The 21,268-nt window shown below is 43.1% G+C and carries 13 protein-coding genes; 7 read left to right on the top strand and 6 right to left on the bottom strand.

The window, feature by feature from the left end:
- Positions 1 to 48: 48 nt before the first annotated feature.
- Positions 49 to 669 carry an RNA polymerase sigma factor gene (locus B3P16_RS15175; protein WP_286843448.1) on the bottom strand — a complete coding sequence of 207 codons (621 nt, stop codon included), beginning with the start codon at positions 667 to 669 and terminating at the stop codon, positions 49 to 51.
- A 470-nt stretch (positions 670 to 1,139) separates the two neighbouring features.
- On the opposite strand from B3P16_RS15175, the gene B3P16_RS15170 reads away from it, so the two are divergent.
- The gene (locus B3P16_RS15170; RefSeq protein ID WP_286843446.1) at positions 1,140 to 3,530 is read left to right on the top strand and encodes a TonB-dependent receptor; all 2,391 of its coding nucleotides are present in this window, start codon (positions 1,140 to 1,142) and stop codon (positions 3,528 to 3,530) included.
- A 144-nt stretch (positions 3,531 to 3,674) separates the two neighbouring features.
- On the opposite strand, the gene B3P16_RS15165 is transcribed toward B3P16_RS15170, so the two are convergent.
- Positions 3,675 to 4,367: an outer membrane beta-barrel protein gene (locus B3P16_RS15165; RefSeq protein WP_286843444.1), complete on the bottom strand. Its 693-nt coding sequence runs from the start codon at positions 4,365 to 4,367 to the stop codon at positions 3,675 to 3,677.
- Positions 4,368 to 4,623: 256 nt separating this feature from the next.
- Here B3P16_RS15165 and B3P16_RS15160 point away from each other — a divergent pair, with 256 nt between their 5' ends.
- The 4 genes from B3P16_RS15160 to B3P16_RS15145 all read left to right on the top strand — a co-directional run bounded on the left by B3P16_RS15160 (position 4,624) and on the right by B3P16_RS15145 (position 12,853).
- Positions 4,624 to 7,824 carry a SusC/RagA family TonB-linked outer membrane protein gene (locus B3P16_RS15160; protein WP_286843442.1) on the top strand — a complete coding sequence of 1,067 codons (3,201 nt, stop codon included), beginning with the start codon at positions 4,624 to 4,626 and terminating at the stop codon, positions 7,822 to 7,824.
- 92 nt (positions 7,825 to 7,916) lie between these two features.
- Positions 7,917 to 9,620 carry a RagB/SusD family nutrient uptake outer membrane protein gene (locus tag B3P16_RS15155; protein WP_286778514.1) on the top strand — a complete coding sequence of 568 codons (1,704 nt, stop codon included), beginning with the start codon at positions 7,917 to 7,919 and terminating at the stop codon, positions 9,618 to 9,620.
- Positions 9,621 to 9,622: 2 nt separating this feature from the next.
- The gene (locus tag B3P16_RS15150; RefSeq protein WP_286843441.1) at positions 9,623 to 11,551 is read left to right on the top strand and encodes a heparinase II/III domain-containing protein; all 1,929 of its coding nucleotides are present in this window, start codon (positions 9,623 to 9,625) and stop codon (positions 11,549 to 11,551) included.
- A 45-nt stretch (positions 11,552 to 11,596) separates the two neighbouring features.
- Positions 11,597 to 12,853, top strand: coding sequence for a glycoside hydrolase family 88 protein (locus B3P16_RS15145; protein WP_286843440.1), 1,257 nt, complete (start codon positions 11,597 to 11,599; stop codon positions 12,851 to 12,853).
- A gap of 68 nt (positions 12,854 to 12,921) precedes the next feature.
- On the opposite strand, the gene B3P16_RS15140 is transcribed toward B3P16_RS15145, so the two are convergent.
- Both B3P16_RS15140 and B3P16_RS15135 read right to left on the bottom strand, forming a co-directional pair.
- On the bottom strand, positions 12,922 to 15,024 hold the full coding sequence (locus B3P16_RS15140; RefSeq protein WP_286843439.1) for a polysaccharide lyase 8 family protein: 2,103 nt from the start codon (positions 15,022 to 15,024) through the stop codon (positions 12,922 to 12,924).
- A 20-nt stretch (positions 15,025 to 15,044) separates the two neighbouring features.
- Positions 15,045 to 16,454: a sulfatase-like hydrolase/transferase gene (locus B3P16_RS15135; protein ID WP_286843438.1), complete on the bottom strand. Its 1,410-nt coding sequence runs from the start codon at positions 16,452 to 16,454 to the stop codon at positions 15,045 to 15,047.
- 110 nt (positions 16,455 to 16,564) lie between these two features.
- On the opposite strand from B3P16_RS15135, the gene B3P16_RS15130 reads away from it, so the two are divergent.
- Entirely contained in the window at positions 16,565 to 17,212 is a 648-nt protein-coding gene (locus B3P16_RS15130; RefSeq protein ID WP_286843436.1) for a hypothetical protein, read from the top strand.
- Positions 17,213 to 17,228: 16 nt separating this feature from the next.
- Entirely contained in the window at positions 17,229 to 18,308 is a 1,080-nt protein-coding gene (locus B3P16_RS15125) for a Gfo/Idh/MocA family protein (RefSeq protein WP_286843434.1), read from the top strand.
- A gap of 110 nt (positions 18,309 to 18,418) precedes the next feature.
- On the opposite strand, the gene B3P16_RS15120 is transcribed toward B3P16_RS15125, so the two are convergent.
- Positions 18,419 to 19,669, bottom strand: a complete 1,251-nt coding sequence (locus B3P16_RS15120) for a YdcF family protein (protein ID WP_286843432.1) — start codon at positions 19,667 to 19,669, stop codon at positions 18,419 to 18,421.
- A gap of 11 nt (positions 19,670 to 19,680) precedes the next feature.
- Positions 19,681 to 21,201, bottom strand: coding sequence for a RagB/SusD family nutrient uptake outer membrane protein (locus B3P16_RS15115; RefSeq protein WP_286843431.1), 1,521 nt, complete (start codon positions 21,199 to 21,201; stop codon positions 19,681 to 19,683).
- Between the last annotated feature and the right edge of the window lie 67 nt (positions 21,202 to 21,268).

Raw genomic sequence — 21,268 nt, 5'->3', positions numbered from 1 at the left:
TACTAATACAGATCAAAGCGGGCAAAGTACTTTAATTAAATATGTTCTTTATATTAAATAATCATAAAGGAGAGCGCTGCCCGCAAGCAATAGAAATATAGAATCATGGTCGGCAAATCGTCTTGTCAATTCGTACCGCATGATCTTTTTGGCCTCTGACAGGTAGTTTTTAACGGTCTGTTCCGCCAGATTGAGTTCCTTGGCAATTTGTGTGATCGAATAATTGTCGGAACGCATGAGGTAGACTGCTTTCATCAATTTAGGTAATTTGTCGATCGAATTATCTACAATAGTCTCCAGCGCCTTATACCTAGCAAAAGCCTGACTATCCAAATTGGAAAAAGCCTCCATGCGTTCCATTGAATTCTCCAAGACCTGTTTTCGTACCCGCTCTGAGGCGTAGTAATTCAGTATTTTGTTTTTGAGGGCTTTGTGGAAATAGAATTTTATATCGGAGTATTCAGTACTCACGAGCGATCGTTTTTCCCAGATATGGATAAAAACTTCCTGCACAAGATCCTTTGCCTGATCCTCTTCCCGAAGGTGACGAAAAGCGACAGTGTATAGATCCTCCCAATACCGCTCAAAGAAATAGGCAAAAGCGGTGGGGTCACCTTCTTTAAAACGCAACACATGGTGGTTATCTACATTGGCTTCGGTAGTTTTCACCTCACAAAGATAGGTTCGTCAGATTATCAAAATGTTAATTTTTCGGGAAGCTTTTATTTGAATGTACTTTACTATATGAATAAACTGCGCCATTTGAATGAACTGCGCCATTTGAATGCAATCCGCTTCCTGTTTGTAAAAAACCATCCCAGGAATTGTTAATAAACATGTTAACTTTCTAGTATAGAGCAGATATTTTGTTAAAAACATAGCGGATTTCCTATTTTTTCACGATTAAGCATTTAGGCCAAAAACAGCTCCACAAAAATGTTAATAACAATGTTAATAAACTTATAATCAACACACTTTATGTTAATAACTACACCTGATAAAAATACCTAAAATTTCCTGCAATGACAGGTAAATTGAAATTGAATCATGCACATAAGTAGCGTGAAAAACAAAAAAATCAGGGAAAAGCTAAGGGTAAATTGAAAGCCAGCTGTCATAAAGATAAAAACTAATCTTTTATGAAACTATCGCCAATCTTACTCATTGGATTATCGCTTCAAGCAGGGATTACATTAGCCCAGCAACCAGCATCACCAAAGCAAAAAAATCAGGTTGTGACCGAAACTGTCAAAGGAACCGTGATAGATAAAAATACCAGATTACCGCTTACAGGTGCCACAATTGTTATTTCATCCAGCGATGGGACAAAGTCTGTAAGTACTGATGCACAGGGCATATTTCGGCTGCAGCAAGTTCCGGTTGGGCGTCAACAGCTTCAAGTTCGCATGGCCGGATACAAACCAGAAGAATTTACGGAATTACTTATCACCAGTGGCCGGGAGAATATGGTTAATGTGGAAATGGAGACACAAACTAATGCATTAGCTGAGGCTATCGTCTACGCCAATGCAGGGAAACAACCGCTCAATCAGATGGCAATGACGAGTGGACGTTCCTTTTCTCCTGAGGAAACAAATCGTTATGCAGGAGCTTTTTTTGATCCCGCCCGTATGGCACAGAGTTTTCCAGGTGTCGCTGCCGGCGGCGATGACAATGAAATTATTGTTCGCGGAAATTCCCCCAAAAGCTTACAATGGCGACTTGAAGGTATCGAAATTGTAAATCCCAATCATTTTGGGGCCGAAGGCGCTGCGGGCGGCGGAATCAGTATGCTCAATACCATGGTATTGGGAAAGTCTGATTTCTATACCGGTGGACTTGCAGCGGAATACAGCAATGCAACGGCTGGTGTTTTTGACCTGAGGTTTCGTAAAGGAAATACAGACAAACGCGAATACACGTTCAACGTCGGAGTCCTGGGCGTAGGAGCAACGTTAGAGGGGCCTTTCAAAAAAGGAAGTGACGCCTCCTATTTAATTAGTTACCGCTATTCTTCCTTGAGCCTCCTGGAAAAAGTAGGTGTAAAAGTTTCAGACACAGGCGTCCCAAAATATCAGGATCTTTCTTTTAATTTTGTATTTCCCACAAAAAAGGCTGGAACTTTTTCCTTATTCGGTATAGGCGGCTTAGGAAAACTCCAACAAACTGCTGAACGTAATTACGAAAAATGGGAGGAACGGACAGATGCCCAGGATCTGGATGTAAAATTTAATGCCGGAAGTGCCGGAGTAAAACATCAGTACATTGCGAACGACAGATTATATTTTACAAACATTGTTTCCATGTCCCTTAGCCGTAATTCCAATAGCACCGATACATTAACACGGGACTATACTTCCAGCCTATATCACAAGGACAAATTTACGAATACGGCTCTTCGTTATGCAGGTACATTAAACTATCGTGCCAACAATAAAAACACAATTAGAGCGGGCTTAAATGCAAGTTTATTACATTATGACCTCTATGCGCTGTCCTACGACACCGAGCTAGCGGCATTGACAGAGCGGATTAATGAGACTGGAAATACAAGTACTTATGATGCTTTTGCACAGTTAAAAACAGTATTAAACGAAAAATTGACGCTCAACACCGGCGTACATACAAATTACTTTGCGCTGAGCAAGAGCTGGTCTATCGAGCCAAGATTTGGCCTTACCTGGCATGTTGCCACAGACCAAACGATTTCCTTTGGAACCGGCTTATATAACCGACTGGAGCCCTTGGCTTATTATTTTGCCAAGGGTAGCGATCAAACAAGCCTTGAACCAAACAAGACTCTCTCGCCAACCAAATCTGCCCAGGCTGTTATTGGCTATGAAAAGAACCTCAGCAGAACACTCCGATTTAAGACAGAAATATATTATCAACATCTTTATGATGTCCCAGTATCGACCGATTCCGACATCAACTTCTCCTTACTCAATGTATCGGATATTGCAGCCATTGGTACATCAAGCTACCGTCAGCTTATCAATAAAGGTACCGGTAAAAACTACGGCATTGAGCTCACGCTTGAGAAGTCTTTGAGCAAGGGCTATTACTTCATGGCAACAACCTCCCTTTTTGACTCGAAGTTCAAGGCGCTTAATGGTAAAGAGTACAATACCACATTCAACACACGTTATGTAGGAAATTTGCTGATGGGGAAAGAATGGACCGTGGGAAAGAATAAAAATAATCTGTTCGGTCTGAATGCCAAATTTATTTATGCCGGCGGAAGAAAATATTCCCCTGTTCTGGAAGAAGAATCGCTTCGTTTAGACGAAGAAGTTATTGACCAAGATCGCATCAATACCCTGACTGCCGATCCCTACGTACGTGTTGATTTCTCATCGAGCTATCGGGTTAATCGCAAAAAAGTAAGCCATCTGTTTATTTTGGATATTCAGAATCTACTTAATAGAGAGAACACGGTAGGCATGCACTATAATTTCAGCAAACGCATCATTGAACCCCAAAAATGGACTGGTATTATTCCAACCATTAACTACCGGATTGAATTCTAATTCGCAAGAGTAGCAAGTACAACGGAAAGATTTATTTCCAGTCGTTTGTCTCCAGACAGCAGGCGCTGAAGGCAAACGACTGGATTGATGAGACGCGCTCATGCTTCCTACAACGTCAACTAATTATTCGCCGTTTTCAAGTCACTAAAACCGATAGCCAACTGAAATACCCAAAGAGCGGTTACGTATAGCATCTCCAGATTTATAATCCCCCCATTTGGATTCCAAATTGGCAATTCCTTTCTGAACTTCTATGCCGACAAGATAATGTTCCCTAAAAAGATAATTCACTTTTGCACGAGCGCCGTAATCAAAAGGTCTCCCAAGATTATAGCTTCCATATTCACCTTCACTGGCATCGTTCGTAAATTTAATATCGCCCTCCTCACCAATGGCAATATCACCTAAGTGGACAGGGCCTGAGGTTTTCCATTTCCCACCTAATCCATAACCGATATAAGGGCCTATACCGACCTCCAGTTTACCTGCACCAATCGTAGCATTAAAAACAACATCGATAGGCATTTCGATATAAGACGTATGTGCTTTAAAATCCTTACCCCAGCCTATAACATTTCCCTCATTTCGTTCAAATCCCCGTTTGGCGAATACAAGGGCCGGTTCTAAAAAGAAATACTCACTGAGGCGTAATGTCGGGCCGAGTCCCAAATACAGGCCTGCAACCGCGGCCGTGCTAGCCTTATCGCCCGCTTTATTTTTAGCATCCACATTTGAAAAGGCAACTCCAGCTTTTACATTCCATTTTGTCTGCGCATAGCCTGTATATGCTCCAAGTGACAGACACAACAATAACGCGGTTTTTTTGATATTCATCATACGAAAGAAATAGGTTTACATAATTTCCTTATTTAACGATAATTACTTTTAAACGCTACACCGACTTTTGAACTAATGATCCAAAATACTCCCGGCAGTCATACATTTTTAAACAAATATTAACCAAAAATCTTTCGGTTTTTCGGCGCGCTGTTACGAAAACGATTGCGAGAAAACGTGCTTATTGTTTTCTGCCAATACTGTAAATTCACTTCATAGAAAATTTATTTTTCAGACCAATTAAATCTAAAAGCCTATGATCAAGATCAAAAACGCATCCGTTTCGAAGAATCGTTGGATGTATCCGGCAATACCATTATCCTGCTTGTTGGTCGTATCTAGCCTGACAACACAAGCGACTCCATTTGCACCTGTTAAAACAAACAGCAAGCTTTCACTGGCCATGCAGCAGACAACCATTCGGGGTAAGGTTGTAGACAAAGACGGCAAAGGCATTGCCAATGTCACCGTTCAGATTAAAGGAACGAATCTAGCAACATCGACCAATGCAAGTGGTTCATTCGAACTCAAAAGTCAACAGAACGATGCAATATTAATTTTCACCAGCGTCGGTTATAAAAGTATCGAGACTAAGGCGCAAGCCGGCAGCCCCCTTACAATCACCTTGGAAAATGAATCCAAGGGACTTGACGAGGTTGTTGTTGTCGGTTTTGGTACACAGAAAAAAGAGAATGTAACCGGTTCGGTCTCTTCCATCCAGATGTCTGAGGTGGTAGAAAGCAGACCTGTAACCTCCTTGTCAGCTGGCCTAGCTGGGCAGGCGCCGGGATTATATGTTAATCAGGGCTCAGGTAGACCGGGAAGTGATGGGGGAACACTGCGTGTTCGTGGACAGGGAACACTCAATAATGCCAACCCACTTGTCGTGATCGACGGCGTTATTGGCGACATGAACCTAATCAACCCACAAGATGTAGAAAGCATATCGGTGTTGAAAGATGCTGCCTCAGCGTCAATTTATGGTTCAAGAGCCGCAAATGGCGTTATCCTCATTACTACGAAAAAAGGTAAATCAGAGCAATTTAAAGTTATTTACAACAATTATTTCTCAAGTCAAAAACCATCCAACACCATTGGAATGGTTTCCAACTATGCTAACTATATGGAGCTGATCAATGAAGGCTATCGCAACGGCGATCCAAATGCCAAGCCCATATTTTCGCAGGAAAAAATCGATCTCTGGCGTCAGAACGCGGGTCAGGATCCATTGAAATACCCCAACACAGACTGGGTTTCGGAGCTTTTCCAGAACAAAATCAGCCAAAACCATAACCTTTCCTTTACGGGTGGTAGTGACAAAATCAAGTTCTTTGGCTCCTATGGTCTTCTCGACAACCCTGGAATCATTGAACAGGCAACGTACAAACGTCATACCGGCCGTATCAATCTAGAAGCGGATGTGAAACCCTGGTTAACCTTGGGAGCCAACATCAATGGGGTCGTTTCCAAAACCGATATCGGCACCAATATCATCAATGATGTATTTACCTTTGCTGCAGCAAGCACTCCGGGCATGGTACTGCGTGCGCCAGATGGCAGATTTGGTTCACCAAATAATCCGGAAGACGACCCACAGTCCAACAACGTACTCCACCGTTTGTATGCGCAGAAAGGTAACATCAACAAAAACCGCTTTGTATCACGATTCTACGGAAAACTGAAACCGATAGAAGGCCTTTCCATTGAGGGTTCTTACACGTATACCTATGATGATGATTTCGTCTATTCGCAACCCGTGTTTAATGACCGCTGGAACTTTCTAACCAATACAGTTGCAACAGCTGGCACAGGACGTTCTTCGGTAACCAACGAATCGATCAAATCGTACCGCTATTACATGGACGGAATTGCTAAATATAAGAACAAACTGTTTGAGAAACTGAACTATGAAGTCATGGTTGGTGCCAGCCAGGAGTATTTTAAGGACGGTTGGTTTGCAGCATCCAAACTCGATCTTGTAGATCCATCCCTGACTGTTCTCAACGCGGCGACAATGGATGCCTCAGCTTCTGGCAATATGACCGACTGGGCTATGCGGTCGTTTTTTGGCCGGATCAACCTGTCCTGGGATGACAAATATCTCTTGGAAGCCAATCTGCGTACAGACGGTTCATCGCGTTTCATGAGCGGAAAAAGCAGATGGGGAACGTTCCCTTCGGCTTCCTTTGGCTGGAAGGTTTCCTCAGAAGACTTCTATGACATCAAATGGATGCCCAACCTGAAATTCCGCGCATCGTATGGTGCCTTGGGTAATAATGGAACCACTGATGACTCTTTCCGCAGAAACGCCGACATTAACAATTATGAATATTTGGCGCTTTATAATCCCACAAACTATGTATTAAATAACCAGCTCTATGTGGGCTTTGCGCAAACAGTGCTGAGTAATCCTTTCTTGACCTGGGAAAATACCTATATCCTGAATGCTGGTTTGGATTTTGACCTATTCAATTACAAACTGGGCGGCTCGATCGATGTCTTTAACAAAGTAACGGACAATATCTTAATCAATCTTCCCGCTCCGTTGGTTGTCGGAAATGCAACAATACCACGCACCAATGCGGCCAAAGTACGTAATAATGGTGTCGAGCTGAATTTAACTTACCGCGATAAAATTGGCGATAACTTTAAATTCAATATTGGCGGCAACTTTACCTTTATTGACAATAAAGTAGTCAAGTTTAAAGGCAATGACAAGTCTATCAGTGGTTCCAATTTGCTTCAAGAAGGTTATGCCATCAATACCCAATATATCCTGTTAACCGATCGCATATTACAGACGGATGCTGATATGCAGCTCGTACAGCAGATGATCGATAATGCGCCAATCGATCCGAATACCAATCAAAAAGTCAATCCATTCGCATCCTATGGTACACCTAAAAAAGGAGATCTTTTGTATAAAGACACCAATGGTGATGGCGTCATCAACGACAATGACAGGGTTCCGGTAGGCCATGGTACAGCGCCTCGCATGACCTATGGTTTTAACATGGGATTCGATTATATAGGATTTGATTTCTCGGTCTTCTTGCAAGGTAACGCGGGCAACAAAGTGGTCTGGACGGATGGCTATTACACACCTACTGTTCGCTGGGGCTACCAGATCAATCAGGAAATTGCTGATGGCCGATGGACTGAAGGTGCTACAGATGCTAAATTCCCACGATTGCTGCCTTATACAGATACAAGAAATACCAAAAACAGCGATTTCTGGTTACAGAATAAGGCATTCGTCCGTGTAAAAAATATCCAGCTGGGCTATACAGTTCCAAACGATATTACGAAGCGGATACAGGTGCAAAATCTACGTGTTTTTGCATCGCTTGAAAATTTCTGGACCATAACCAAATATAAGGGTTTCGATCCGGAGGTTAGCGGCACCAACTATCCAACCATGAAACAGGCTGTTTTTGGTGTGAGTTTATCCTTTTAAGGAGAAAGGTGTGCGACAGAGGATATGTTCCCGACCTGTAACAGATAAATTATGAACAAAAGTTGAAAAGAGCTTTTAATTAATTAAACCTCATGAAAAAGATTTCACTACTCATAGCCGGATGCATTGCTTTATCATCTTGTTATAAGCTTGACACGACACCATATAGTCAGGTAAGTGCTAGCACATTCTGGCAAAATGAAGACCAGGCCTTAGCTGGCGTACTGGGCTGTTATAATGACTTAAAAAAAGAAGCCACCTTCGGCTTACAATTTTCTTACGATGGACTTACCGATATTGGCCTGGGCTATGATCCTCCGGGCTTGGGCGAGGTGATCAGCGGAACGTTCACCGACCGTTCATCTATTATTGTGGATAGATGGCAAGCAGCCTACGATCTGATCCAACGCTGTAATCATGCAATCGCGCATATCCAGCCCATGACCATAGACAAGGCCAAACAGGAGGGCTTTATTGCGGAAGCGAAGTTCTTACGTGCGCTGATGTACTTCCAGCTCACCAATCTCTATGGCGCCTTACCAATATACGATGAAACTGTCGACTTGAACAAAGATTTCGCTGATCTTAAAAATAGTCGCTCTTCTGTAGAAGATGTCAATAAGTTTATCCTCAATGACCTGAACTATGCAATTGAGAAATTGCCGGTAAGCTATGATGCCAAGTATTATGGCCGGGTCACCAAAGGAGCTGCGTATGCTTTGAGAGGGAAAGTAGCCCTTTACAATAAAGATTGGGCTGGAGCAATCCGGGATTTTGAAGAGATTGTTTACAACAAGACCAACACCTATGGTTACAGTTTAAATACAAGCTATTCCGCGTTATTCACCATGGATGGCGATCAATCGCCGGAGATGATTTTTGCCATTCAGAATATGGGTGGTACGGGTTTCCCTTATGGTATGCCCATGGCCTTCTATATGGGAACGCGTTCAACCTTTGGTAGTGACTGGAACAACTGTATGCCGAGCACACGCCTTGCAGACCGTTACGAAAACCGCGATGGAAGCCCCTTTAACTGGAATGATTATTTCCCCAACTATACAACGGATAATGCGGTTAAAAAACAGGCGATGGAGTCGACACAATCAGGTGGAACGCTAACCAAAGTACCTGATACGGCGAAATTACGTCAGATCTATGCCAACCGCGACCCTCGTATGAATCAAACACTTATCGTACCTTATTCACATTACTTAGGATGGAATGCCAATAAAGAAAGAGATATGCAGTTGATTTTGGCAACCGGAGTCAACGAAAACTTTGGTCAGATCCGCAACAATCGGGGTTGGTACACCTACTTATGGCGGAAATTTGTTCCTGAAGGGAACCTAAAAGGCGCCATTACCGATCGCGCACATACACCGATCAATTTCCCTATCATACGCTTGGGCGATGTACTTTTGATGCTTTCCGAAGCGTACAACGAGTCCAATCAATTGGACAAAGCGATTACTGAGCTTAACAAAGTACGTACCCGTTCAAAAATGCCGGCGCTAAATAGTGGCAGTTCATTTTTGGCAGTCGGTAGTAAAGCAGATATGAGTAAACGTATCCAGCACGAACGGGCCGTAGAACTAGCAGGTGAAGGATGGCGTTATTTTGATCTTAAGCGCTGGAACCTCTTAGAAAGCGTTTCCAAAGACTACATCGAAAAAAGTATTACCGGAGACAATCTCGTCACCCGGGGTTACCAAAGCCGTCATAAGCTTTGGCCAATACCAGGACAAGAGATTGAAATGAACCCGGCATTACTACCACAAAATCAAGATTGGTAATCATGAGAATGTATGTAATTCTATTTCTTTTCCTGAGCAGTTTTTCTTCCCAAAGACTGCTTGGGAAAGATCTGAACCTCCTGACTGGCGCCTTTAAGCAGGATAACCTGAAAGCGAGTCTAGGAAATGACAAATCGTGGGTCCCCTATCCGGCTTATTCGGATCGGGCGGCCTGGGATAAGCTGATGGCTCCTTTTAAAGACCGTATAATCAAAAAGGGAAATGAGGCCCTTAGCTACCAATGGCAAGTCGTTAAAGCAACAGATTATCTCGAATATGAGCGTTCAGGCAACCGCAGCATCATGGAAAAACCCATGAATGAAAATTGTACTGCACTGACCAACCTACTGTTGGCGGAGCTTGCAGAAGGACAGGGGCGCTTTGTTGACCAAATCCTAAATGGTAGTTGGCAATTGACGGAAATGGCAACATGGTCGCTCTCGGCACACCTTGGGGCCTTTCAGTCCAGTAAGCGATCATTGCCGCAAGAACGAACACAAGTGGTCGATCTGATGGCCGGTGATGTAGGCTCCCTCCTCTCCTGGGTTCATTATTTCTTTCGCGATACATTCAATACAATAAACCCCGAAATCAGTATCCGTCTTAAACAACAGATTCAACAACGCATTATACAGCCCTACCTAGACCGCAACGATATGTGGTGGCAGGCATTTGAACTCAAGGAAACACAGCTGGTCAACAACTGGAATCCATGGTGTAACTTTAATGTCCTTACGGCCTTGCTTTTGATTGAAGACAATCCCGATATTCAACTGGCGGGGATTTATAAGACGATGTCTTCTGTGGATCGCTTTATCAACTATGTTAAGACAGACGGTGCCTGCGAAGAGGGCCCCTCCTATTGGGGACATGCTGCGGGTAAGCTGTACGATTATCTGAAAATACTTTCGCTGGCCACCAAGGGTAAGATCAATATTTTTGATAAACCTGTAATTCGCGATATGGGCGAGTACATCGCACAATCCTATATTGGCGGCGATAAATGGGTCGTTAATTTTGCCGATGCTTCGGCAAAAGGTGGCGGCGATCCGCTGTTGATCTACCGTTATGGACAGGATGTCAATAGTAGTGAGATGATGCAATTTGCCCGATATATGGAAAATACCGGCGACAAAACTGCAAATTTCAAACCTTCAAGGGATATTTTCCGTGCCTTCGAGGACCTGAGATGCTATCCGGAATTAGAGAACGTTACCGCTGCGCTCCCTCAAAATAATGCGAAGTGGTATCCGGAAACACAATTTATATATCTAAAAAAGGGTCCGTTTTTCTTTGCCGCCAAAGGTGGTTTCAATAATGAAAGTCACAACCATAACGATGTCGGGAGTTTTATCTTATACCAGGACCAACAACCACTGTTCATTGATGCCGGTGTTGGCACCTATACAAAGAAAACATTTAGCGATGACAGATACAGTATCTGGACGATGCAGAGTGCTTACCATAATGTTCCGATGATCAATGGAGCCGACCAATCTTTTGGAAAGGAATATAAAGCTGAACATGTGGCATTTCTGCCTGCACAAAATAAATTCCAGCTTGATATTGGAAAAGCATATCCGAAGTCGGCCAATGTTGAGCACTGGAATAGAAGTTATACCCTCGTACAAAATGGGCTGGACATTCAGGATGAGTTTAAAATCACAGGTCCTAAGCAGGCCAATATCATTCATTTTCTGGTTGCTCAGGAACCAAAAATTGGCAAAGGGGAAATCCTCCTCAATAATGGGCACGCCACCTTGCACTTTGATGCGGGTCAGTTCACAGCGAGCTACGATGTCATTCCTCAGGATGACCCGCGTTTGAGTCAAGTCTGGGGTAAGGAACTTTATCGCATCAAGCTCACAGCTAAAAGCATCAAATCTACTGGAAAATACACCTTTACGATTCGCCAAAAGGCTATAAAATAAAAGGAATCGAAATTATTATGTAACTTACTAAGAATATAAGCCGTTATGAAAAAAAGAAAACCTGGTCTAAAAGCGCTTTTTGTTATCGCTTCTAGTCTGATCGCATTGAGCTTTACGGATCAAAAACCAAGCTTTATTGACACAAGTTTTAAAGCAGCAGAAAAGCAATATCAGTTCTTGGAACAAGCAGCAGAAAAGCAGCACAAGTTCCCGCGTACATTGAGCCCTTCGGGACAATTGGTAGGCACAGACGAATGGGATTGGACCGGCGGTTTCTTCCCAGGATCACTGTGGTATATCTACAACCACACCCATAACAAAGAAACCGAAGCTGCTGCGATCAAATGGACGGAGGCGCTTGAAAAAGCCAAAGACCTTGATCAACATCATGATATTGGTTTTGTGATGTATTGTTCCTATGGCAATGCCATCAAATACCTCAACGATCCCAAAAAGGTTGCCGCTTACAAGGATATCCTCATCCATTCCGCTAATACTGCGCTCAAGCGTTATAATCCGCAGGTGGGCGTCATCAAATCATGGAACGAAAAAAAATCTTGGGACGGCAAGACCCTATGGAAATATCCAGTCATTATCGACAACATGATGAACCTGGAAATGCTGTGTTATGTGTCCGACTTGACGGGAGATGCCAAGTACAAGGATGCGGCCATCAGTCATGCCACCCAAACCATGAAAAACCATTTTCGTAAAGACTACAGTACTTACCATGTTGTCGATTACGATGGCAATGGCCATGCTATCCATCAACAGACCAACCAAGGCTATGCCGACAATTCAACCTGGGCACGCGGTCAAGCTTGGGCTATTTATGGATTTACCATGATGTACCGGGAGACCAAAAAACCAGAATTTCTTAAAACGGCAAAAGCGGCGGCAAAGTTTTACATGACCCATCCGAATCTTCCAAAAGATAAAATTCCGTATTGGGACTTTAATGCCGGAAAGCCAGGCTATAAATCGGATGCCGATTTTTCCTCCTTGAAATTGAATTTTGTTCCGCGCGATGCCTCAGCTGCAGCCATTGTTGCGTCTGCACTGATTGAACTCTCAACATTGACCACGGGCACCGAAAGCAAATCCTATTTGACATTTGCTCAGGAAAGCCTGCAAACATTATCAGGAAGCACCTATTTTGCCAAATATGCGACCAATGGTGGTTTCTTACTGCAACATAGCGTCGGAAGCTTACCCCATCATTCGGAAATCGATGTTCCGCTGACCTATGCAGATTATTATTATCTGGAAGGTTTGACACGGTTGGAACAACTCAAAAAATAAAAAATACCAAGGGGAGATATTTAACATCTCCCCTTGGTATTTTTATAAGCTTTCCAATTGTATTCGGATTATTTCTTCCCGATAGTGATTCGGTTGCTTACAGTACTTCCAGCGTACTCGCCCTGTGGAAGCGAAAGCTCCAAAGATTGATTTACTCGAAGCTGTTTATTGACAAGCTGAACCTTCACTATTTTGGCTTTTTGCAGTGGGTCTGCTATATCAAGCTGAATCTTTTTAGGTTCCAGCAGGTTCAGTTGCATGATAGCAGGTTGATCGAGCTTAATAGACCAATCGCCAACTTGGTACGTTCCCGCTTGATAACAAACCAGCTGTAGAATCCCGCTCCCTTTATGCTCCACGGCCTGTATATCCGGAGTATTCTGCCAAATTTTTATGCGCTGCATTACTTTTTTATCAACAGTTTTGGTGCCAGGCAAAACAATATAGGCATAGCTCGCATTGTTCGGAGCAACAGCATGATCAAACCAGAGCTTGAAGACCTTTCCATGTACAGCATCTTTGGAACGGGAACGGTTGATACGATACCAGGAGCCGACCTGATCCTTTGTTGTCAATCCAACGTTCATCGCTGTTGGAAAATAATACAGGACATTATTATGGGTTATAAATTCGCCTTTTTTGACAATTCGCTGTACTGAATCGAGCATCGACGTTTCCTTTCCATTCCAGACAACGGGTCCATTAAGCCAGGTTTGGTTTAAGGTTGTTACCACAGCTTCTGGCGCTGCACAATGAATCCCAGCCCCCAAACAAACAATTTCCCGATCGAAAAAGAACCAGGCTTTTTGAGCCTTGACCCCGTCGTAATCGACCGACATAGCTGAAGCCCCTGTCTTATCGTTGCTTACGCCGCCTGCAAAGTTATTTGCAGCAAGTGCTCCCCATTGTTCTTTCAGCTCCAGGTCGCCCGGATAATCGCGCGTTGTCGTTCCAGGAATTTTATCCCATTCCCATACAGGCATAATGTTATAATATTCCGGTCCAAACACCTGAATATTGGTCGCACCATCTGACATATTACGACCAAGCATATTTTCTCCATTTCCAGACTCCGATTTATTGGTACGGCTACTGGCCAATCGAACATTAAAATGAAATTGCTTACGTAAATGAGTGGTGTAGTCACCTTTCCAGTAATGACGGTGGGCCTCGATATTTTCGGCGTCAAAAGGCTGCACACTATCCAATTTTGCCAGCGCTTTATTCCAAACAGCATTTTTAGCTGGATCGATCAGCTTCATTTGTTTTAATATGGCAGTCTCCTGTGTCTTTTCCAAGATATTGGGGCGTGAGATCCCACGGCCATGTACATTAAAATCGATATAACGCGAACGTATAATTGGTAAATATGTTTCTGTGAGAAAACGTTCAAAAAGATCCAGTTTTTTCTGATCAACAGCATACGGTGTCTCGCGCACATAAGCCATAACTTTTGAGATCCCCTTCAGAAATTCCTCCCCATAGCCTGCAATGTATAATTGAGGGCCATGTTGTAAGTAAGAGAAATCATATTGCAGTCCTTCCTTGCCATTCACAAGCTGTATCGGAAAAAGCAGCTGCTCCATAGCAGCAGCTAAAAGATTTTCATCTTCCAAGATCAATGCACGATAAAAATAGTGCATGGCAATATCACTTTTATTCGCTCCTGTTTTTGTGTAAGGATCACCACGCTTCATCAGCTCAACAAGTGGAGTCTCTAGTGTAGTAGGAATTTTTTCCTTTCCAAATTTCATCAGGATCAGACAAACACCGATGGCCTTTGGAGAAGCGATTTCGTTATGCCACCAATTCGAAGATTCAAAACGATTATTCGCCCAATATTGTGCCGCAAGCAGGATTTTATCGTAAAGTAATTTTTGCTGATAAGATGCACTTTGCGGAGACACATAGGCAACAATAAGTGTCCTTAATCGATCCAAATGTTCTCCCGGAGGCCAAAGCGATATTGACTTACTGCTGTAATCGATATCTGCCCAGGTACCGTCCGCACGCAGTTGATTACATAGGCTTCGTGTTTTATCTGCACCGGGCAATGGGCCACTTAATTCATCATCGTATATATGCTTTTTAATACGCACAAACATATCGCTGTTCTGCGCCTTTGCCATAACTAAGGCAAAGGACAATAAAAATAGGATTAGTCCTTTCATCTGTTTTTAGTATTCTTTACTTAAGGATATTGTCGTTCTGCGGCTCGTCCGACGACATCCATCCGGTGTTTCATCAGTTGATTTTGATCATTGTCCAATACAGAGCTTAGCCATTTTGGATTCTCCAGTCCCTTTTCCCATTCCGTCAGTTTATGCAGCATCTCCTTTACACGCTCAGGATACTTCGTGGCCAGATTGTGCTGTTCCCGAAGGTCATCCCTAAGATTGAACAATAATATCGGATCATCTTTAACCACAATCGGTTTCCACTCTCTATGTCGCACAGCACGTGCAATCCCTCGACGCCAGAATAAATAGTCGTGCCCATTTTTCACATCCTTATAGGAAGATAGCAAACTGATGCCATCGATTTGCTGCCTAGGGATTTTCTTACCTTTTATTGCCTCGATGCTCGTGGGTAAAATATCCATACCCGATACCATGGCATCGGATGTTATCCCTTTCGGTAGCTTGGCTGGCCACTGCATAATAAGGGGAACCCGAATTCCACCTTCCCATTTTGATCCCTTTAAACCACGCAATTGCCCATTGTCTGCACCATTATTTGTTGCCGCACCATTATCATTCATAAAAATGATTAAGGTGTTTTCATAAAGTCCTTCTTGCTTTAAATGGTTGACCAGACGTCCAATATTTTCATCCATATTGTCCAACATAGCCAGATAAGCCCGTCGCAATGGATCGGCTACATTTTTATACTTTTCAATGGTCTTCAGGGGTGCTTCGACGGGTGTATGCACAGCATTGAATGCTAAATACATAAAAAAAGGCTGGCTTCTATACTGATGAACATACGAAATTGCTTTATCAGTCAATGTTTCTGTCAAATAACGAATCGAATCTTCGGGGACTACACGTTGATCGTCATAAAGCAGCTGCGTTGGCTTAACGGCTCCCTGGATTGGGAAGTAAGGACGGTCGCCGCCAATAAAACCATAGAAATGATCAAATCCACGTTTAAGCGGATTAAATTGTGGGCCATCCCCCTGATGCCATTTGCCAATGGCCACAGTTTTATAGCCGTTATACTTCATAAAGTCGGCGATGGTGGCTACCTGTGTATCCATCCCGATGTCCTCTGGTGCGACACCCGCTGTTGGACGTTTGGAAATATTATGTTCAAAACCAAAACGCTGTTGATATCGGCCAGAAAGTAATCCCGCGCGAGAAGGGGCGCACACCGACGCTGAGGCATATGCCGACTGAAAACGCACCCCATTTTGTGCAAGTGCATCAATATTTGGGGTGTAGACCTCCTTGCCGCCGTAACAACCAAAATCATCATAACCTCCATCGTCGCTCAAGATGACAATAACGTTAGAATGTTGCTGCCCAAATACAGGAATCCCAAACGTAAAGAGTATATTCACAAGGGTTAATATACTATAGCACGTAAATCGGTAGAACATAACATTAGATTTATCCTTAAATGTATCGTTAAATGTATAGGATTTTTTGTTAAAAAACCGCAAACGATTTCGTTAGACTATTATTAGAAGATTAAAAATAAAGGTCAGTGATGAAAACAGCTGAAAAAAAATTGGTCGGTACACTTGCGCATTTTTTGGTCAGTGATTCGGATAGCACTGCATTAAGGTCATTTTTGTCTTCATTGACCTATCCCCCCAGTACCATTAGAACCGAACTCGTTCAATTGTTAAGCAAATGGCAGGATAAAGAGGATGGCTTAATATTTCCTGCGAAGGATCTATGGACGGATTTCAAGCAACTTGCGGGAAGCAATCCCGATCTCGGCGTGGCTGTGGTTGATGGCTGTAACATTAACGATATTGCAAGTTTTTACGATGAAATTAATGCCGTCTACATGTCCAGCGAAAGCTGGAAGATAGGAAGCCTAGACGGCTTTGACGACCTGCTTTACGGTGGATTTGGGACCTTCAAAGACGCAGCTTCACATTGCATTGTTTGGAAGGATATTGCACATAGCAGGACGTCATTGGGCCTTGAAACAACTTTGGCCTATTATCAGGGAAAGCTTGGCGCACAATCACCATTCAATCAAACGCATTTTCAAAAGAAACTCGATGAGCTAAAAGCTGGCCGTGGAGAAACCTATTTTGACATTGTTGCCGATATCATCCGATCGCACCGCAAAGTAACCTGGGTTTACAAGGGATATCCTCAGAACAAATCGGTATATTTATAATGACTAAACTTAACATATGAAGCATCTTATCCGCCTAGTTTTCCTGCTCCTATTCTTCCAGCAAACCGCACTGGCCAGTGAACGACTTAAAGTGGCTGTTGCAGGGCTCAACCATGATCACGTATTCTTGCTTTTAAATTTATATAAGGATAAAAAAGTCGATATTATCGGCATAGCTGAACCGAATGCAGCTTTATCAAACAAAATCCGAACGCAGTATAATTTACCGGACGCAATCTTTTATCAAGACTTGCCCAGTTTATTGAAACATGTCAAACCGGATGCGGTTCTTGCCTACAATCCAACCAATGAGCATATCGACGTCGCAGAGACCTGTCTCCCGCTCAAGATCCCTGTCATGGTAGAAAAGCCTCTTGCGACGACTCTTTCTGACGCAAAACGTATTGCATTTTTGTCCAAACAGTTCGAAACACCCTTTTTGGTAAATTACGAAACGACCTGGTATAAAAGCAATCAACAACTGAAGCAGCTGGTCGACAAGGGTGAAATTGGAAAAATCACACGTATACTTGTAAAAGACGGGCACGAAGGACCTAAAGAAATCGGCTGTAGCAATTACTTCCTCGACTGGCTTACTGATCCGAAAAAAAATGGTGGCGGTGCAATCATGGATTTTGGTTGTTATGGCGCCAATCTGATGACCTGGCTCAAAAATGGAGAAAGGCCAATTTCAGTGACGGCCTTTACACAACAGCTCAAACCCGAGGTTTATCCAAAGGTAGACGACAACGCCACCATCATACTGAGCTACCGTGACGGCAGCACGGGCATTATTCAAGCTTCTTGGGCTTGGCCATACAGTGTTAAAGATCTGCAGGTGTTTGGCACAAGGGCTCAGCTCTACGCCAAAAATGATAAAGAGCTCTTCAAATACAAACAACAGAATGATCCTACGAATGTACCGACTACGGTCTCCTATTTTGAGAACCATATTGCCTATCTGGAACAGGTCCTGAAAGATGCTATGGTGCCGGAAAACGATCTTGGATCGATCCATAATAATGTCACGGTAGTCGAAATCCTGGAAGCGGCAAAACGCTCGGCTAAAGAAGGGAAGTCCATTCTATTAAAATAAAAAAGATCCGTAGCTTGCACTGCTACGGGCCTTTTTCATGCACTGCCATTAGGCAATAGACAAAGCCGATCTGTTCAGTTAATAGACCAACAGCTGGCCCAGTTAGTCGGCTAGGGGTCTAAGGGTTCATCTGGATCGATCGTATAAGCCTCTTCTTTTGCCTTGAACTCGATGATCACATCTGAAATTCGTCTACCCAATGTATAGGGAATATACCCCAATTCACGCATGCAACGATCGCCCATCTTTTCCACCGCATCAATGTGCGCTTTACTACTGTTAACGATGGCGTATTTATCTTTCGGAAAACCATAATTTAACAGGATACGTGCTGTATTACGCAAATTTGTCGTGGTATGTCTTGCATGTGGATCAATCAATATTGCCGCTTCAGGTACTCCCATTACCTCAATCAGATACTTTTTCATTTCTATTGCCTCAATAAAGTGCGTCTTATAGGGATGTACTTTACCGCCAGACAACACAATAAAAGGGGCCAATTTTTCAAAGTAGCTTCGGGCTGCCATCCGCGCACGTAACATTCCACCAGGACTAATAGGCTGTCCATACAGCTCGGGGCCTGCACCTAAGGTCAGTAACAGACTATAGGTATAGCTTGAGAAATCGGTATTTTTGACCGCTTCATAAGCTTTCTTGTTTTCGAGTTCAATCAGCGGCTCAAGTTGTGCCGCGTCCCACCGCTCATTAATTTCCAACAAGCGTACAGCAGTCATCATGGTCATAAAAAATGCCGTTTTATGCGTTGGAATATCTTTTCGGATGTCTTGGCGAACATCGTCCAAAAGGTGAAGGTAGGCCGTACGTTTTACATCGAAAGAGATCGAATCTATTTTGGGGTAATTGGGACTTTTACCTCCTCCATAGACGTCCACGACATAATTCATTGCCTTTAAATCCTGTTTCAAGGCTTTCGTAAAATAGGCCTTTGCCGTTTCATGATGCAACACACCATAGGTCATTGATGGAATAAGACTCGCCTGAACAAGCTGGTCCAACTTCTTGTTATGACCAATTTGCTCCGCCAGCTGCTCTGCCAACAGGTCGATTTCGTTATCCTGCCATTTGAAAGCATTCAAATAGCACATGAGATCGGCGCAGCTAGCGCTGTTGTTAAAACGTTCGAACCGTTTTTCCAATACCTGTGCTATCGGCTTGGAGCTGACGAGCTCCTGTATAAGGGCAGAATCTTTTAAAAGCAAATAGGATGCATAATAATTCTTCTTGATCAGCCAATCCTGTGGACCAATAGGCATATTGTTTACCTGACCTTTGGAAATATGCATACAGCATATTCCCAAGACAAGTAACAAGATTTTTCTGATATTCTTTATCATATCCATTCGATAACAGATTAATAACCTGGATTTTGATACATACGTGTCGGATCCAGCTTATATTCATCAAAAGGAATTGGATAGTATCGATCTTTTGTCGAAATATTGGAGATTTTAGCATTTCCATAATCAGCCTGGCTTTTCGTTTTGAAATAAGTCACCAGTTCCTGTGCATTGTAATTACGGATGAGATCAAACCAACGTTGGTTTTCAAATGCCAGTTCCACACGGCGTTCATGCAATATAGCCTCCTTTAAAGTTGGATATTTACTGCGGTAAGCCGTATTCAACATGGAAGCAGCATAGGAAGGCAATCCGGCACGTTCACGTACTTGATCTAACAGCGCGATAGCTTCCGCATCCTTACCCAGATGATACTTGGCCTCGGCCAACAACAGCATCACATCCGCGTAACGGATCAAGATCCAGTCGTTTCCGCCCCAACCATTGGTACCGGCAGCGTCACTGTTATCCCTAAATTTGGTTACAAACCAATCGTTAACCTGGGCATTTGTTGCAAACTTCACAGAGAAATCTTTTCGGATATCGCTTTGCTCGTAATCTTTAACCAAATCTAGTTTTGCCACTTCACCCGCACCGGTCGAGTTATAGCGTGAATTGATGGTTTCTCCTCGCGCCTGGTAATTACGGGCAATACTTGAGCTATAGTTTTGGTCTCCCTGTTTATACTGAATCTGAAAAACGAGTTCTTTACAGCTATTTTTCTTGGTCACATCGAAAACATCCGCATAGGGGATTTCGTTCAGTTTACCAAAAGTTCGCATTTGGTAGGCCGCATTGAGGTACTGTTCTGCTTTCGCAAAATTTTCTGCACTTCCCGATGTCTGCGTTGCACCCAAAGTTAAGTATACTTGCCCCAAAATTGCATTGATGGCCGATTTAGATGCTCTGCCGATAACGTAATCTTTTTGTGTATTGGGAAGATTGCTGGACAACGCCTCCGTTAAATCCTTAATGATCTGTTCGTACACAATCGACTCTTTTTGCCGAAAAGCTAATTCATTTGCTTGCTCTTTACTGGTCACCTGTACGGTAGATAATGGAATATCTCCGAATTTACGTACCAGATGGAAATATAATAATGCACGAACGAATTTCGCTTCCGCAATATACCGTCCTTTTAATTCAGCACTTGTAAAAGTCACATCGTCGACATGTGACAGAACCACATTACAGCGGCTGATTGCCGCATACATAGCAGACCAATGTGTCTTGAGATAGGTATTACTCGGCAGCAACGAAAAGTCATTGAATTGAAAAGGCTCCCCAGCATTGGATTGGTTATCATTACGTCCTGAATTATCCGAACGTTCTTCGTTATATAATGTACTCGATTCCCCGATCGTGCTTCCCGAACGAAGTGATTGATAGAGGCCGTTGACAGCCAAAAGCACATCATTTTCCGACTTGAAGTAATCATCGATCGTGACGGCATTGGGATTTTTCTGATTTAAGAAATCTTTGGTACATGAAGACAATGCCAACAAAACAAAGGGTAATATATATCTTTTTTTCATCCTGTTATTTTTTTATTTTTCATCAGCCTACGTAACTGCAAATCGCAGTTCGTAGGATTAGTTTTAC

Source organism: Sphingobacterium sp. UBA7631 (assembly GCF_002483935.1).
GTDB classification, from domain to species: Bacteria; Bacteroidota; Bacteroidia; order Sphingobacteriales; family Sphingobacteriaceae; genus Sphingobacterium; species Sphingobacterium multivorum.
Note: the sequence above shows the minus strand (reverse complement) of the source record. Positions and strands in the feature narration are given on the sequence as shown.